The sequence below is a fragment of the Nonomuraea sp. NPDC049141 genome, from assembly GCF_040648415.1.
In the GTDB taxonomy this organism is placed as follows: Bacteria; Actinomycetota; Actinomycetes; order Streptosporangiales; family Streptosporangiaceae; genus Nonomuraea.
The window spans coordinates 274,164-289,450 of record NZ_JBEZDR010000015.1 but is presented as its reverse complement, the minus strand read 5'-3'; the positions used below and the strand labels follow the sequence as shown (position 1 = coordinate 289,450).

The following is a 15,287-nucleotide window of genomic DNA, read 5'->3' as shown; positions in this document are numbered from 1 at the left end:
TGATGTCCGAGGAGTTCCTGAAGGTCGCCCGCGCGGCGCGAGAGGCCGCCGCCGAGCTGGCCCCGCTGCCGCGGGCGCCCAAGGACCGGGCGTTGCGCGCCATCGCCGACGCGCTCGTCGCCCACACCGCCGAGATCGTCGAGGCCAATGCCAAGGACGTGGCGCAGGCGCGGGAGCAGGGCACGCCCGAGGCCATGATCGACCGGCTGCGCCTCGACGGGCGCCGGATCCAGGCCATCGCCGAGGCCGTCCACCAGGTGGCCGACCTGCCCGACCCCGTCGGCGAGGTGATCCGCGGCAGCACGCTGCCCAACGGCCTGGAGCTGCGCCAGCTCCGGGTGCCGCTGGGCGTGATCGGCATCATCTACGAGGGCCGCCCCAACGTCACCGTCGACGCCGCCGCGCTCTGCCTCAAGAGCGGCAACGCGGCCCTGCTCAGGGGCTCGTCCAGCGCCTATTCCTCCAACACCGTGCTGGTGCGGGTCATGCAGGAGGCGCTGGAGGGCACCGAGGTGCCCTCCGGGGCGGTGCAGCTCGTGCCCGGTCTCACGCGCGACTCCGTCAAGGAGCTGATGCGAGCCCGCGGCCTGGTCGACGTGCTGATCCCGCGCGGTGGCGCGTCGCTGATCAACTCGGTGGTCGAGGAGTCGACGGTCCCGGTGATCGAGACCGGCGTCGGCAACTGCCACGTGTACATCGACGCCGACGCCGACCTGGACCTGGCCGTCGACATCCTGATCAACGCCAAGGCGCAGCGGCCGTCGGTGTGCAACGCGGCCGAGACGTTCCTGGTCCACGCCGGGGTCGCCGACGCGTTCGTGCCCAGGGCGCTGCAGGCGCTCAAGGACGCGGGCGTGACCGTGCACGGCGACGACCGGATCGCCGCTTACGGCGAGGTCGAGCCGGCCACCGAGGACGACTTCCTCGCCGAATACCTCTCGCTCGACATCGCCGCCGCCGTCGTCGGCTCGCTGGAGGAGGCCGTCGCCCACATCCGGCGCTACGGCTCGGGTCATACCGATGCCATCGTCACCCGGTCGCAGCAGGCGGCGCGCAGGTTCGTGTCGCTGGTCGACTCGGCGGCCGTCGCGGTCAACGCCTCCACCCGGTTCACCGACGGCGCCGAGTTCGGGTTCGGTGCGGAGATCGGGATCTCCACCCAGAAGCTGCACGCGCGCGGCCCGATGGGCCTGCCCGAGTTGACGTCCACCAAATGGGTCTATACCGGCGAAGGGCATCTACGCACGTCAGCCGGTACGGTCATTCCCAGGTCAGGGGCCTGACGGGATTGGGCAGCGGCGGCGTGTCGGTGTGACCGGTCAGCGGAGGAGCTCGGTTGACTGGACCTCATGGAGATGGTCATCGCCCTGGCCTGCTCGGCCGCGGTGCTGTTCGGCGCGGACCGGCTGCTGCTCTGGCTGGAGAGCCGCGGCCACATCCACTGGCGAAGGAAGGGCCGCAAGGACCTGTCGACGGAACCCACGACCGAGCTCGACAGCATGCTGTCCGAGCAACCCCGCCAATAAAGCTTCGGCGCGCCGCAAGCGCTTTCAGCGTTCCCAGCGCTAGGGTTGTGTCCCTTATGGGCGCGCCGGGCGGGGAGGGACGGTGACCAAGCTCGGCAAGGTCGGGCCGTACACCCTGCTTGAGAGGCTCGGCCGGGGTGGAATGGGCGAGGTTTACCTCGCCAGCTCCCGCCGTGGCGAGCGGGTCGCCCTCAAGGTCCTGCACGAGCTGGCCGAAGACCACTCCATGCGGGTCAGGCTCGAACGCGAGGTCCGGGCCCTGCGCCGGGTTGAGAGCCCGTACGTGGCCAAGGTGCTCGACGCCGACCTGTCGTGCGACCGGCCATACCTCGTCATGGAGCACATCGAGGGCTCCACGCTGCTCGATCGGGTACGCCACAGCGGCCCGCTCAACATGGCGCAGCTGGTCGAGCTGGCGCAGGGCATCGCCACCGCGCTCGCGATCATCCACGCGGCCGGGGTGGTGCACCGCGACCTCAAGCCCGCCAACATCCTCATGGGCGCCGAGGGGCCGGTCCTCATCGACTTCGGCATCGCGCAGGTGCACGACGCCACCCGGCTCACCATGACCGGCACCTTTCTCGGCACGCCCGGCTACACGGCGCCCGAGATCTTCGCCGACGAGCAGGTCGACTCGCCCGCCGACATCCACGCGTGGGCGGCGACGGTGTCGTTCGCGGCGACCGGGCGGCCGACGTTCGGGCGGGGGACGGCCGAGGCGCAGATGTACGCGGTGCTCAACGGGCAGGCCGACCTCAAGGGCGTGCCGGTGGCGCTGCTGTCGCTGGTGCGGGCCGCGCTGAACCGCGAGCCGGGCAAGCGCCCGACGGCCGCGCTGCTCGCCGACCGCCTGTCACGGCTGGCCAAGGTGACCAGCCCGCCCGAGCCCGATCCCGCCCGCGCGGTGTCGCCGGCCGAGGAGGGCGCCGCGGTACGCGGCCGGACCGGGGAGGAGGCCAAGCCGCGCACTCGTACGGCGGAGGACGTCAAGCCGCGTAGCCGCACCGGTGAAGAGGCCAAGCCGCGTAGCAGGACCGGTGAGGAGGCCAAGCCACGCACTCGTACGGCCGCTGACGACGGGAAGGTTCCCGCGCCGCGTACGCGGTCGAACGCGGACGGGAAGGTCCCGGCGCCTCGAGGCCGTACGAACACGGACGGAAAGGTGCCCGCTCCCCGGGGCCGGATGGCCACGGACGGAAAGAGCGCGGTGCTGCGGAGCCGTACGGGCGAGGGCGTGAAGGCCACGCCCGTACGGAGCCGCGCGAGGGCCGTGACCGGGAAGCCCCGGACGGCGGGCACCCGCGACACCGGGCTCAGGTCGGAGTCGGGCGCCACCGCGTTGCCCGCGGGCAACGCGGCGCTGCTGTTGCTCGCCGTGCTGGCCGTGCCGTGTGTGGTGGCGTCGGTGATCTGGCCGATCGCGACGATCGGGATCACCGCCGTGTTCGTGTTGCTGACCAGGACGCTCTGGATGAGCCACTGGATGGTCAGGAAGCGCGTGTCACGCCGGGTCAGGGTGACCCTGCGCGTGGTGCTCTTCCCGTTCGCGTTCGCCGGGGCGACCGCGACCGCCGTGGCGTGGCCGGGCGTGCCCGTCGCGATGGCGGCGGGTGGCGCGCTCTGGCTGATCGGTGGCGGTCAGATCGACTCCGACTGGTGGCAGCAGCCCGCGCCGGTCACCGCCGCGGGTGTCGTGTTCGGGATGCTGTGCGGCGGCATCACCGGACGCGAGATCGAGCGGGTCGGCGCTCGTCTGCCGGACCTGCGCAGGGAAGGGTTGCGCGCACTGGCCGTGCTGGGCGGGTTCGTCGCCCTGTGCGCGGCGGCTGTGCGCGCTATCGCGTTGCTTCTTTAACTGCTGAACGCTGCTTTGACCACTGAATGCTTCTCTGACTGCTGAACGCTGTTGTGGCTGCTGAGCTAGCCTTGGCCGCCGTCGCGGCGGGAGAAGCGGTTGAAGATGCGCTCGCCCGCGTTGACCGCGCCCTCTGCCACGTCGCGCAGCACGCCGATGAACGGATCCTGCGACTGGGACCACGACGCGCGGTAGGACTCGGCCGCGGCCTTGATCTCGTCGGTGACGCGGGCGTTCGGGTCGTCCTCCCTGCGCGGGTAGTCGCCGCCGAGGATGCGCTCGTACTCGCCGCCGCGGTGCCACTTGTCGAGCTCGGCCACGCGCACCACGGCGAACGGGTGGGTGGTGCCGAGCAGGTTGAGCACCTTGAGGAAGCCGTCGCGAAGGTCGCCCGCGGTGTCGTATTCCTGGTACTGCTCCAGGAACGCCTCGATGTTCATCTCGTGGGTGTAGGCGCCGCCGGCCAGCTTCATCAGCGCGCGCTTGGCCGCGTCGGGGTCCTGGCCGGTGAGCAGGCCGCCGCGGTCGGAGGACAGCTCCGACTTGCGGTACCACTCCTCCAGGCCAGCGACGATCGCGCGCAGGCCGATGTAGCCGAGCGGGATCCAGGCGACGCGGGTGGCCAGGCGGGTGAGGATGTCGAGCATCGTCCGATAGACGGCGTGACCCGACAGGATGTGCGAGGTCTCGTGCCCGATGACGAAGCGCTGCTCCTCCTCGTTCATGAGGTTGAGCAGGCCGGTGGTCACGACGATGAACGGGTCGTCGAAGCCGATGGCCTTGGCCTGGACCTGCGGGTCCTGCTGAACGTAGATCTCGGGGATCCGGTGCAGGTCGAGGACGTAGGCGGCATCGCGGCCCATGTCGTAGAGGGAGCGGAACTGGGTCTCGCTCACGCGCACGGCCGACGCCAGGTACATCAGGCGCAGGCGGCGCTCACTGATGAGGCCGGACATCTGCTTAAGAACCGTGTCGAACCCACTCAACTTACGCAGAGCGACCAGCGCGGACCGGTCTGCGGGGTGTTCGTAGGCACGAGACGAGATGCCGGGCAGTTGGACGCGGTTTCGGTCCGGGGTGGTCGTCATGCCCGGCATGCTACGTCGGCAGCCGGGACGATGCGCGTTCATCTTTACCTTCGTCACCGCGTAGGTCGGCGGGGGGTCCCATGATGGTGTCGGATAGCTTCCGCGTAGGGTCCTTTCATGATGAACGCGCCGAGTGTCCGGGGATTGCGACGCGTGGGTGTGATGGGTGGGACGTTCGACCCGATACACCACGGTCACCTGGTCGCCGCCAGCGAGGTGGCTCACCATTTCGATCTCGACGAAGTTGTCTTCGTGCCCACGGGCCGGCCTTACCAGAAGTCGGAGCGCGAGGTGTCCGCGCCCGAGGACCGCTATCTGATGACCGTGATCGCGACCGCGTCGAACCCCCGCTTCTCGGTGAGCCGGGTGGACGTCGACCGGCCCGGACCCACTTTTACCATCGACACTTTGCGTGATATTTCCGAAATATATGGACCACAGGCGCAGCTCTACTTCATCACCGGCGCCGACGCCCTCGGGGCGATCCTCACCTGGCAGGACGCCGAGGAGCTGTTCGAGCTCGCCCATTTCGTGGGATGTACGCGGCCTGGTCACACCCTGCACGATCCGGGCCTGCCGCCGGGAAAGGTGACCCTGCTCGAGATCCCCGCCCTGGCCATCTCCTCGTCGGAGTGCAGGCAGCGAGTGGAGAAGGGCGAGCCGATCTGGTACCTGGTGCCGGATGGAATTGTGCAGTACATCAACAAGCGCGGCCTTTATCATGCGGAGGGCTGAAGGTACTCGTGCCGTACGTGGGGCTCCAGAGCGCTAACGGGTACCCTCGACATAGGGGCATGTTGCCGACACAGGAGGACCGACCCGCATCGTGACCGCATCCGAAAGAGCCGTTCAGCTGGTCCAGATCGCCGCCGAGGCCGCGGCCGACAAGCTGGCAGATGACATCCTCGCCTACGACGTGAGCGAGCAGCTCGTCATCACCGACGCGTTCCTGCTCTGCTCCGCCACGAACGATCGCCAGGTCCGCGCCATCGTGGACGAGATAGAAGACAAGCTGCGCGCCGAGGCCGACGCCAAGCCGGTACGCCGCGAGGGCGAGCGAGAGGGCCGCTGGGTGCTCCTCGACTACCTCGACATCGTCGTGCACGTGCAGCACGAGGAGGACCGCACCTTCTACGCGCTCGAGCGCCTCTGGAAGGACTGCCCGGCCATCCCTCTGCCGGAGAGCGTGGCGCAGGCCAACATCCAGCGGGCCCGCACTTGAGCAAGAGGATCGTCTGCCTCAGGCACGGCCAAACGCTCTGGAACGTCGAGCACCGCTTTCAAGGCCACTCCGACATCCCGCTCGACGAGACCGGCGTCGCCCAGGCGGCCCGGGCCGCGTCACTGCTGGCGTCGCTGCGGCCCACGGCCATCGTCTCCTCCGACCTCCAGCGGGCCAACGACACCGCGCTCGCGCTCGGCCGGATCGTCGGCCTCGAGGTCTCCGTCGACAAGGACTTCCGGGAGCGTGGCGGCGGCCAGTGGGAGGGCCTGACCCGCGACGAGATCGCCGCGCGCTGGCCGGAGGAGTACGTGGCCTGGGAGGCACCCGACGGCGAGCCGGTCGGCGAGGTGGCCCGCCGGGTGGCCGTCGCCATGCGCCGCTGGGCGGAGCGGCTCGACCACGACGGTCTGCTGGTGGTGGCCTCGCACGGCGCGGCGCTGCGGCTGGGCATCTGCGAGATGCTGGGGCTGCCCGAGGAGCTCTGGCCCGCGCTGGGCGGGCTCGGCAACTGTTCCTGGTCGGTGCTGCAGGAAGGGCGTAAGGGGTGGCGGCTGCTCGAGCACAACGCGGGCACGCTGCCCGAGCCCGTCAACAGCGACGACCGGCCTGACGCCTAGCCTCTCCTCGCCGCGCGTCGAACGTCGTGTGGCGGGTTTCGGCTGCCCTAGGTCTGTGGGGTGTACGGCGTACGCGTGCCATAGGGCGGTGCTGATCTTTCGCGGAATACCAGGATTTATCGCTCTAGTGCGGGTGGCGGAGACGATGTGGTGTTATGTCGTTCGGTGCACTAGAGCGATGAGGAGATTGCGCGGTGGATCGAGGTGAGGTGCCCTACCTCCGGATCGTCCGCGAGCTGCGGCGGCGGATCGCCGCTGAGGAGCTGGTGGCGGGGGACCGGATCCCGTCCACGCGGCAGATCATGCGGGACTGGGGCGTGGCGATGGCCACGGCCACCAAGGTGATCGGCGCGCTCCGGGACGAAGGGCTGGTACGTCCGGTGCCGGGGATCGGCACGGTCGTGGTCGAGCATGCCGACCACTTGCAAGATTCGGATGGATTGACCCGGATTGATCGACTGGCCGACGGCGGCCGTGGCGGGACGCTGGAATTCGCCCGCCGGCCCGTACCGGACCTGACCAAGCAGCGCATCCTCCGCACGGCCATCAAGATCGCCGACAGCGAAGGGCTGGCCGCCGTCACCATGCGCCGCATCGCCATAGAGCTCGGCGCTTCGGCCATGTCCCTTTACCGGCACGTACGCAACAAGGTCGAGCTCGTCCACCTGATGGCCGACGCCGCCTACGGCGAGTTACCGCTGCCCGCGCAGCCGCCGTCCGGCTGGCGCGCCCAGCTGGAGGTGTCGCTGCGGCTGCAATGGCGCCTCTACCGCCGCCACCCCTGGCTGTCCCAGGCCATCCCGCTCACCAGGCCCGAGTTCGTCCGCAACGGAATGGCGCACACCGAATGGGTGCTGCGGGCCATCGACGGCCTCGGACTCACCCCGAACGCCATGCTGCACGCCAGCGTGTCCCTGGCCGGGTTCGTCCGCGGGGTCGCGGCGAGCCTGGAGGCCGAGGTCCAGGAGCGGGCGGAGAGCAACGACGAGTGGGCGCGGGCCAGGGAGGGGCAACTGGCCGAGGTGCTGTCCTCCGGCGGCTTCCCGACGATGGCCAGGGTCATCGTGCAGCCCGGACTCGACCTCGACCTGGACTCGCTCTTCGAGTTCGGGCTGCGGCGCCAGCTGGACGGGCTGGCCGTTCTGGTGGCCGGGGTGGCGCACGGACGCCACGATTAGGCGAATCCCAAGGATGCCTATATGCTCTCGGAGCGCCGCAACGAGTGAACTCGTAGCGGTGACCAGGGGCTATAGCGCAGCTGGTAGCGCACCTCCATGGCATGGAGGGGGTCTGGGGTTCGAATCCCCATAGCTCCACGTCGGATGGGGGTGGCTTGGTCGCATGTCCCCCTTCGGGGGGCATGCTCCCCGAGCATCCTCCTTAGTTACATCGGGGGATAACCCCCGAACCCCCAGCGTCGGGCCAATGGGCCTCGCTTTGCGAGGGCTGTTTTCTGCCAGTCGGGCCAATGGCCCGACCCCCTGTAGGGCCTCGCTTCGCTCGGGCGTTTTTTCTTTTTTGGGTGCGGGCTTCGCCCGCTTTTTCCCTGTTGGTCATTCGGGCTGATTTAAGCGTGCTTGTCATTTCGACGTTGGATGGCGAATTCGCCGGAGGTCTGGGCTCGGTTAATGGAGCGCTTTGGTTTTCAGGGATTTTTCTCGTTATCAGTGGCGACACGCCCATTTCATAAGAGCTGCTGTCATATCAGTGCTCGCATTAGGAGCGCCAGGTCCGGCCCGTAGCATGCGTCACGAGTGGATGATCACTGCGGATTTCGCCGTCTTGACCTGGGGTGCACGTGTCGGACCACAAGAAGAGAGCTGCTGTCGGGCGACGGCTGTCCAGGGCCGGGCTGGTCCTTGCCATGACAGCCGGCCTGGTGTGCGCGTTGGGGAGTGGATCGGGTGCCGGGGTCGGCTCGGGTGCGCTGGCACCGGTCGTCGCGGTGTCTCCGGCCGGTGGCGCGGCCCCCGCAGGTCCGGATGGTGCAGGTCCGGCCGACGGTGCGGCCGCCAAAAATCCGGCCGGCGGTGTGGTCTCCAAGGGGCCGGGGTGCTCGACGAGGTCCTCGTGTTCATCGCGCCCGTCCTGCTCGGCGACGGGGTCCGGCTGTTCGACCGGCCGGGCGGGACCAACGTCAAGCTCGAACGCCTCAGCCTGGCCGGCGCGCCGCAGTCGACGAACCTCTGGTTCCGTGTCGCCGGGTGAGGGAGGGGTTGTTGACGGCAGTTGGTTTAGTGATAAAACAAACTAAAGGCCGTCGGTGGCAGGGGGATCGTGGTGCGAACCCGTCGTCTCAGCGCAGCGTTCCTGGCGATCCTGCTGGCCGTCCTCACCCTGGGCGGGCCACCCGCGAGCGCCGCCCGGAGCCGGGCGCACGAGGTCACCTACGACCGCTACTCGCTGAAGATCGACGGGCGGCGGGTGGTGGTCCAGGCGGCGGAGTTCCATTACTTCCGGCTGCCGAGCCCGGCTCTGTGGCGGGACGTGCTGGAGAAGTTCAAGGCCGGCGGGTTCAACGCGGTCTCGCTCTACTTCGACTGGGCCTACCACTCGCCCAAGCCGGGCGTGTACGACTTCACCGGCGTACGTGACGTCGACCGGCTGCTGCGGGAGGCCGAACGGGCCGGTCTGTACGTCATCGCGCGCCCCGGACCGTACATCAACGCCGAGACCACGGGCGGCGGCTTCCCCGCCTGGCTGAAGACGGTCGAGGGCCGGGGCCGGTCCAGCGATCCCGGCTACACCGCCGCGTACCGGGACTGGCTCGGCCACATCGACCCGATCATCGCCCGGCACCAGATCACCCGCGGCGGCTCGGTGATCGTCTACCAGGCGGAGAACGAGTACGCCGTCAACACCGACCGGCAGTACATGGCGGACATCCAGTCGAAGGCCCGCGCGGACGGGATCGACGTGCCGATCAGCCACAACCAGTGCTGCGACAACGCGTCCTGGACCACCGACTGGTCCTCGGGCCTGGGGGCCGTCCAGCTTCCCGGCGTGGACGACTACCCGCAGTCCTTCGACTGCGCCAACCCGGCCAGCACCTGGGGTCCGTGGGGTGAGGGCGTCACCGAGCGGGCGAGCCAGGGGAGCCCGGTGTTCGCCGCCGAGTACCAGGCCGGCGCCATCGACACGCTCAACGCCGGGTACGCGGGATGCAGGGAGCTGACCGGGCCCGCCTACATGCGGTTCTTCTACAAGAACAACCTGATCACCGGCGGCGCGACGATGTTCAGCTACTACATGGGCTACGGCGGCACCAACTGGGGCTGGCTCGCCCAGCCCAACGACGCCTACACCTCCTACGACTACGGCGCGGCGATCACCGAGACCCGGCAGCTGACGGACAAGTACGACGAGTTCAAGCGGCAGGGCTACTTCCTGCGGGCCGTCACCCCGATCGCCGAGACCGACCCCGTCACCGGCCCTGCCTCCGACAATCCGGCGGTGACCACGGTGACCCGCGCCAATCCCGGGACCGGCACCCAGTTCGTGCTCGTGCGGCACGCCGACCGCGCCGCCGGCTCCACCGACGCGGCCACGCTCGCCTGGACCACGCCCGACGGCGGCTATTCCGTGCCCGTCCAGGTGCGCGGGCGCGAGGCGAAGGTCCTGGTCGCCGGGTACGACCTCGGCGGGCAGCGGCTCGTCTACTCCACCTCCGAGATCATGACCCACCTGACCACGGGCGGCCGGGACCTCGCCGTGCTGTACGGGAGCGACGGGTCCGCGGGCCGGACCGTGCTGCGTTACTCTTCCGCTCCCGTGGTCAAGGTCCTCGACGGCGCGGTCACCTCGGCCTACGCCTCGGGCGATCTCACCCTGAACTACACGCACACCGGCCTGGCCCGGGTGCTGATCACCGGTGGCGGCCGGCGTCCGCTGCTGCTCCTGCTCGGTACCGAGGCGCGGGCGGCGACGTTCTGGCAGGCAGGCTCGGTCCTCGTGCGCGGCACCTCGCTGCTGCGGTCGGCGGACGTGCGCGGGGACACCGTCAGCCTGCGCGTCGACAGCGCGCGGGCCGGTGACGTCGAGGTGTTCGGCACCGCTCGCGCTCTCGTCGTCAACGGCGAGAAGGTGGCGGCCACCAGCACGCCCAGTGGCTCCCTGCTGGGGTCCCTGCCCGGCCCCCGACCGGTTCGCCTGCCCGCGCTGACCCGCTGGCGGACCATGGCGGAGGCGCCCGAGGCGGTGCCCGGCTTCGACGACTCCACCTGGACCGTGGCCGACCACACCACCACCGCGATCCCGTACGCGCCGAAGACCCAGCCCGTCCTGTTCGCCGAGGAGTACGGGTTCGACTACGGGAACGTCTGGTACCGGGGCAGGTTCACCGCCACCGGCACGGAGACCCAGGTGGCGCTCAACGCGATCACCGGCCGGCGCGGGACGTACCTGGCCTGGCTGAACGGTCACTACCTGGGCTCGGCCGCCGGGGGCACCCAGGCGGACTCCGACACCCGCAACCCAGATCCCGGCCCCGGGAACTTCGCCATCCCCGCAGGGCTCCTCAAGCCGGGCGAGCAGGCCGTCCTGGCGGTCCTCGTGCAGAACATGGGCCACAACGACGACTGGACCGCCGACGACAACCGGTTCAAGCAGCCGCGCGGCCTGTTCGGCGCGGCCGTCAGCGGGTCTTCGGCAGCGATCTCCTGGAAGATCCAGGGTGCCCGGGGCGGCCGTGAACTGGTCGATCCCGCACGCGGTCCGCTCAACACCGGCGGCCTGTACGGCGAGCGGGCCGGCTGGCACCTGCCCGGATACCGGGACGGCTCATGGCAGGAGACGTCCACGCCGTCCGCCCAGACCCCTGGTGTGCGGTGGTATCGGACCACGTTCGGGCTGAACCTGCCCGGCGACCAGGACACGCCCATCGCCCTGCGGTTCGGTGGCGAGCTTCCGGTCGGTGCACGGGTGCTGGTGTTCCTGAACGGCTGGAACCTCGGCCAGTACTCCGGCGATCTCGGCCCGCAGCGGGACTTCTCCCTGCCCGAGGGCGTACTGGATCCCCTGGGCGACAACACGCTCGCGCTCGCGGTCACGACGGCCACCGGCACCGCCCTGGGCCCGGTGAGCCTGGTCACGGCGGGCAACGTCCGAGGTGGCGCCCGCAAGTGAAAGAAAGTTTTTAGCGGGATGGTGCCAGGGAAAATTTCTTCCTGACGCATATTGACCTGGTCCGTGATCACTGGCAACTCTGGTACAGGAGAGCCCAGGGTGAAAGGACCCCCCTCGATGGTCACAGTTCGCGCGTTCGCCTCGGGGGATGAGACCTCCCTGATCGACGCCTGGAACCGGAGCATGCCAGGCGATCCGACCACCTCCGGCTGGTTCCGCGACTGCGTACTGCTCGATCCGAACTTCGACCCCGAGGGACTCCGGGTCGCCGTGATCGACGGGCGGGTGGCCGGCTGCGCGTACGCCGTGCGCCGGCTCACCCCGCTCGCCCCGGGCACCGACCTGGAGCCGGAGACGGGCTGGATCCCGTTCTTCTTCGTCGCGCCCGAGCAGCGGAGGACCGGGCTCGGGCGGCGGTTGCTCGGTGAGGCGATCGCCTTCCTTGAGGCCCAGGGCAGGACCAGGATCGACTTCTCCTCCTACACGCCCAACTACGTGCTGCCGGGAGCCGACGCCGAGCTCTACCCCGACGGGTTCCGGCTGCTGAGCGGGCTGGGGTTCGAGACGCTCTACTCGCCGGTCGCGATGGACCGCACCCTGGTCGGTTACGCGACGCCGGACGAGGTGCGCGCGCTGCTGGCCAAGCGTGAGAGCGAGGGGTACGAGTTCCGCAGCCCGTACGAGGGGGAATTGCCGGAGCTCATCCGTTTCGCGGCCGGTGTCTTCAACCCGGACTGGGGCGAGGCGATCAGGCAGCACCGCGACACCAAACGCATGATCATCGCGAAGAACAAGGGGATGGTTGGGTTCGCGTTATACGGGGCCTACCGGGGGATTCCTGAGCGGTTCGGGCCGTTCGGGGTTGATCCGGAGGAGCGGGGCACCGGGCTCGGCAAGATCCTCCTCCACCTGACCATGACCATGATGCGGGCCGAAGCCCTGCACAGCTCCTGGTTCCTGTGGACCGGCGAGACCAGCCCGGCCGGCCACCTCTACACCAGGGCCGGTTACCAGGTCACCAGGCGCTTCCACGTGATGAGGCGGTCGGCGTGACCATCGGCGGCCACGCGGGCGAGGGGCGCTGGACGCACTGCCGGCAGGCTCAGCCGTAGCGGCGGGTCAGTTCTCCGGCCGTCGCGGCGATGCGCTCGCGGAGCTCGGCGGGGGCGAGGACCTCGACGTCCGTGCCGAGCCGGAGGAACTCGCCCGTCGCGTGGTCGATCGACTCGATCGGGACCGTCACCCGGGTCCAGCCCTCGCCGTCGGGCGGCTGCGCGGTCTCCTTCGCCGCCGCCACCACGCCGGGCGTCATCAGGTTGGCCAGTAGCCGCATCCCCTGCGGCGACAGCCGGACCACCGCCTCGCCCCACCGCAGCCGGGCCTCGAACTCGGCCAGATACGCCTGCCAGTAGGCGGCCAGGTCGAAGTCGCCGGGCCGGGTGAAGCGCTCGGGCAGCGGGTGCAGGCTGAGGATCTGCGACACCCGGTAGGTGCGCACCTGGTCAGCGGAGCGCGCCACCAGATACCAGAGCCCGGCCTTGACCACCAGCCCGTACGGCTCCAGCCGCCGCTCGACCTCCTGGGGCGCCTTCCAGCGGCGGTATCTGACCTCCAGGACACGCTCGTTCCACACGGCGTCGGCCACGGCGGGCAGGTGTGTCACCGGCTGCGGGTCGCGGTACCAGGTCGGGGCGTCGAGGTGGAAGCGCTCCTGGACCCGCCCGGCCCGGTCGCGCAGCTCGACCGGCAGCGCGGCCATCAGTTTGAGCTGCGCGGCCGTCACCACGGCGGCCAGCCCCAGCTCGGCAGCGGGGCCCGGCAGCCCGGCCAGGAACAGCGACTCGGCCTCGTCCGTGGTCAGCCCGGTGAGCCTGGTGCGGTAACCGTCGAGGAGTTGGTAGCCGCCCTTCGGCCCGGCGTCGCCGTAGAGCGGGATGCCCGCGGTGTGCAGCGACTCGACGTCGCGGTAGATCGTCCGCACCGAGACCTCGAGCCGGTCGGCCAGCTCCTGGGCCGTCATGCGCCCGCGCGTCTGCAGCAGCAGGAGGAGGGAGACCAGCCGGGAAGCACGCATTTCACTGACACTACCTGTCAGTGACCCAGGACTACGTTCGGCCGCATGAACGACTTCGACTTCTTGCCCGGCTCCTGGAACGTCGTCAACCGCAGACTCGTCAAGCCGCTGACCGGCAGCGACGAGTGGGACGAGTTCCCCGGCACCAGCGTGGCCAGCCGCCACTTCGACGGCGCGGCGAGCTTCGACGAGATCAAGTGCCCGACCAGGGGCTTCACCGGGCTGACCATCCGGATCTTCAATCCCGCGACCGAGCAGTGGTCCATCTATTGGGCGAGCACCTCAAGGGGCTCGCTCGACCCGACGCCCATGGTCGGCCGCTTCGACGGTGACCGGGGCGAGTTCTACGGCGAAGAGCAGCACGAAGGCACGTCGGTACGCTGCCGGTTCATCTGGACCGTGCACGGCCCGGACGCCTGCCGGTGGGAGCAGGCGTTCTCGGCGGACGGCGAGCAGACCTGGGAGACGAACTGGACCATGGACTTCACGCGGGCGTGACGCTGTCCAGGACGTCGTCGAGGGCGCGGCGGGCGGCGTCGCCGTCGGGCACCGTACTGCCGTACACGTACGAGAGACCGCCGTCGCCGGTGTGCACCGCCACGATGCGGACATAAGCCGGATCCTTGGTGGCGCTCTTGAACACCACCCGGAACGACGCCGTGGCCGCCGGCCGGCCGCCGACCTCCAGCACCCGGGTACGCAGCCCGTCCCGGCTGCCCAGGTCGGGCAGGAGCCGCCGGGCCGTGTCCAGCGCCACGGCGTCGGCCCTGGCCTGCAACTGCTCAGAGGTGGCGGCGGCGCCGCCGATGCCGCCCTGCTGCTGCGGGAAGGCGACCACGACCGCGCCGCCCGCCGAGATGCCCGAGGTGTACGACGGCCGGTCGGCCTTCTTCCAGCCCGCCGGGATCAGGTAGGACACCTGCGCCTTGGTGTCGGTGATCCGCGCCGGCTCCTGCGAGCCCGGTTTGGCGGGCGGCTCGGCGGTGCTCCTGCCCCATAAGAGGGCTGCCACGGCCACCGCGGCCACCAGGATCGCGATCCCGCCGACCACGATCACCCACCACCAGCTCGACTTCGGTGGCTTGGCCTCGAACTGGGGGACGTCGGGGAGCATGTCGGGCGTGTACGGCAGGTGCTGGGTGTAGGGAGAGTGGGCGGGGTCGGGTTCCTGGGATGGTGGCCCGGGTTGTGGCCAGCGGTGCCTGATGGTCCGGTTGGGGTCGGGGCCGGGTGGGTCCGGCGGCTCTTGAGTCATGATCAGCCCTGCGGATTCTGCCAGCCCGGCCGCTCAGGGTCCTGCCAGCCCGGCTGCGGGGCCGGGGACGGCTGAGGCGGGGACTGCGGCTGCCACTCGGCCGGTGCCTGGGGTTGCGGCTGCTGCCAGCCGCCGTACTGCTGCTGGGCTTGCTGCCAGCCCGGTGCCTGCGGCTGCTGCGCCGGGGTGCGGCGGGCGACCACGGCCCAGATCAGCAACCCCACGCCCGCGGCGGTGAAGAGCATGCCGATCAGGTCGATCACGAACACCACCGGGCCGAACGCGTCCGCGCCGAGTGCCCCGACCAGGCTCGGTATCGCGAAGATGCGCACGATGCTGTACACCTCGCCGAGCAGGAGCACGACGCAGCCGAACAGCCCCAAGGTAGCCGCCCTGCCGTGCTCCGCCTTCGCCTTGACCATCAGCACGACGCCCACGACCAGCAGGGCCATCATCCCCAGCGCGAGGATGACGTACAACACACTCGAGAGTGCCATGTTCCCGTCTTTCAGCTCTGTCACGT

15 protein-coding genes and 1 tRNA gene are annotated in these 15,287 nt (G+C 69.8%); 12 read left to right on the top strand and 4 right to left on the bottom strand.

Annotated elements, in window-relative coordinates:
- The first annotated feature begins 2 nt into the window (after window positions 1–2).
- From AB0B91_RS39885 to AB0B91_RS39875, 3 genes are all read left to right on the top strand, one after another.
- Window positions 3–1,283 carry a glutamate-5-semialdehyde dehydrogenase gene (locus tag AB0B91_RS39885; protein WP_358331421.1) on the top strand — a complete coding sequence of 427 codons (1,281 nt, stop codon included), beginning with the start codon at window positions 3–5 and terminating at the stop codon, window positions 1,281–1,283.
- A gap of 66 nt (window positions 1,284–1,349) precedes the next feature.
- Complete coding sequence (locus AB0B91_RS39880) at window positions 1,350–1,526, top strand: hypothetical protein (RefSeq protein WP_358331418.1); 177 nt, start codon at window positions 1,350–1,352, stop codon at window positions 1,524–1,526.
- An 82-nt stretch (window positions 1,527–1,608) separates the two neighbouring features.
- Window positions 1,609–3,381 (top strand): protein kinase, encoded by a 1,773-nt coding sequence (locus AB0B91_RS39875; RefSeq protein WP_358331415.1) that lies wholly within the window; start codon window positions 1,609–1,611, stop codon window positions 3,379–3,381.
- Window positions 3,382–3,446: 65 nt separating this feature from the next.
- Here the strand turns inward: AB0B91_RS39875 and AB0B91_RS39870 are convergent, their stop codons facing one another.
- Window positions 3,447–4,478 carry a M48 family metallopeptidase gene (locus tag AB0B91_RS39870; RefSeq protein ID WP_358331477.1) on the bottom strand — a complete coding sequence of 344 codons (1,032 nt, stop codon included), beginning with the start codon at window positions 4,476–4,478 and terminating at the stop codon, window positions 3,447–3,449.
- 108 nt (window positions 4,479–4,586) lie between these two features.
- On the opposite strand from AB0B91_RS39870, the gene nadD reads away from it, so the two are divergent.
- From nadD to AB0B91_RS39830, 8 genes are all read left to right on the top strand, one after another.
- Window positions 4,587–5,204 carry a nicotinate-nucleotide adenylyltransferase gene (gene nadD / locus AB0B91_RS39865; protein WP_358331412.1) on the top strand — a complete coding sequence of 206 codons (618 nt, stop codon included), beginning with the start codon at window positions 4,587–4,589 and terminating at the stop codon, window positions 5,202–5,204.
- A gap of 91 nt (window positions 5,205–5,295) precedes the next feature.
- Window positions 5,296–5,691, top strand: a complete 396-nt coding sequence (gene rsfS / locus AB0B91_RS39860; protein WP_358331409.1) for a ribosome silencing factor — start codon at window positions 5,296–5,298, stop codon at window positions 5,689–5,691.
- Complete coding sequence (locus AB0B91_RS39855; RefSeq protein ID WP_358331406.1) at window positions 5,688–6,311, top strand: histidine phosphatase family protein; 624 nt, start codon at window positions 5,688–5,690, stop codon at window positions 6,309–6,311. Before rsfS ends, AB0B91_RS39855 begins: the two co-directional genes overlap by 4 nt.
- Window positions 6,312–6,505: 194 nt before the next feature.
- Entirely contained in the window at window positions 6,506–7,489 is a 984-nt protein-coding gene (locus tag AB0B91_RS39850; RefSeq protein WP_358331403.1) for a TetR/AcrR family transcriptional regulator C-terminal domain-containing protein, read from the top strand.
- Between the two features lie 65 nt (window positions 7,490–7,554).
- A tRNA-Ala gene (locus tag AB0B91_RS39845) sits at window positions 7,555–7,627 on the top strand.
- Between the two features lie 736 nt (window positions 7,628–8,363).
- Window positions 8,364–8,519, top strand: a complete 156-nt coding sequence (locus AB0B91_RS39840) for a hypothetical protein (protein ID WP_358331400.1) — start codon at window positions 8,364–8,366, stop codon at window positions 8,517–8,519.
- A gap of 72 nt (window positions 8,520–8,591) precedes the next feature.
- Window positions 8,592–11,435, top strand: coding sequence for a beta-galactosidase (locus AB0B91_RS39835; RefSeq protein WP_358331397.1), 2,844 nt, complete (start codon window positions 8,592–8,594; stop codon window positions 11,433–11,435).
- Between the two features lie 117 nt (window positions 11,436–11,552).
- A complete protein-coding gene (locus AB0B91_RS39830) occupies window positions 11,553–12,488 on the top strand; it encodes a GNAT family N-acetyltransferase (protein ID WP_358331394.1) in 936 nt (311 codons plus the stop codon).
- A gap of 49 nt (window positions 12,489–12,537) precedes the next feature.
- On the opposite strand, the gene AB0B91_RS39825 is transcribed toward AB0B91_RS39830, so the two are convergent.
- Complete coding sequence (locus AB0B91_RS39825; protein WP_358331391.1) at window positions 12,538–13,509, bottom strand: YafY family protein; 972 nt, start codon at window positions 13,507–13,509, stop codon at window positions 12,538–12,540.
- Between the two features lie 45 nt (window positions 13,510–13,554).
- Between AB0B91_RS39825 and AB0B91_RS39820 the strand changes: the two genes are divergently transcribed.
- Window positions 13,555–14,007 carry a hypothetical protein gene (locus AB0B91_RS39820; RefSeq protein WP_358331388.1) on the top strand — a complete coding sequence of 151 codons (453 nt, stop codon included), beginning with the start codon at window positions 13,555–13,557 and terminating at the stop codon, window positions 14,005–14,007.
- Here AB0B91_RS39820 and AB0B91_RS39815 read toward each other — a convergent pair.
- Both AB0B91_RS39815 and AB0B91_RS39810 read right to left on the bottom strand, forming a co-directional pair.
- Window positions 13,994–14,764, bottom strand: coding sequence for a hypothetical protein (locus AB0B91_RS39815; RefSeq protein WP_358331385.1), 771 nt, complete (start codon window positions 14,762–14,764; stop codon window positions 13,994–13,996). The genes AB0B91_RS39820 and AB0B91_RS39815 overlap by 14 nt on opposite strands.
- 2 nt (window positions 14,765–14,766) lie before the next feature.
- Window positions 14,767–15,261, bottom strand: coding sequence for a hypothetical protein (locus AB0B91_RS39810; protein WP_358331382.1), 495 nt, complete (start codon window positions 15,259–15,261; stop codon window positions 14,767–14,769).
- Window positions 15,262–15,287: the final 26 nt, after the last annotated feature.

Bases quoted from the DNA above. Each gene is read 5' to 3' on its own strand.
- AB0B91_RS39885 (WP_358331421.1), top strand. From the start codon at position 3: ATGTCCGAGGAGTTCCTGAAGGTCGCCCGCGCGGCGCGAGAGGCCGCC.
- AB0B91_RS39880 (WP_358331418.1), top strand. From the start codon at position 1,350: ATGGAGATGGTCATCGCCCTGGCCTGCTCGGCCGCGGTGCTGTTCGGC.
- AB0B91_RS39870 (WP_358331477.1), bottom strand. From the start codon at position 4,478: ATGCCGGGCATGACGACCACCCCGGACCGAAACCGCGTCCAACTGCCC.
- nadD (WP_358331412.1), top strand. From the start codon at position 4,587: ATGATGAACGCGCCGAGTGTCCGGGGATTGCGACGCGTGGGTGTGATG.
- AB0B91_RS39830 (WP_358331394.1), top strand. From the start codon at position 11,553: ATGGTCACAGTTCGCGCGTTCGCCTCGGGGGATGAGACCTCCCTGATC.
- AB0B91_RS39825 (WP_358331391.1), bottom strand. From the start codon at position 13,509: ATGCGTGCTTCCCGGCTGGTCTCCCTCCTCCTGCTGCTGCAGACGCGC.
- AB0B91_RS39820 (WP_358331388.1), top strand. From the start codon at position 13,555: ATGAACGACTTCGACTTCTTGCCCGGCTCCTGGAACGTCGTCAACCGC.
- AB0B91_RS39815 (WP_358331385.1), bottom strand. From the start codon at position 14,764: ATGACTCAAGAGCCGCCGGACCCACCCGGCCCCGACCCCAACCGGACC.
- AB0B91_RS39810 (WP_358331382.1), bottom strand. From the start codon at position 15,261: ATGGCACTCTCGAGTGTGTTGTACGTCATCCTCGCGCTGGGGATGATG.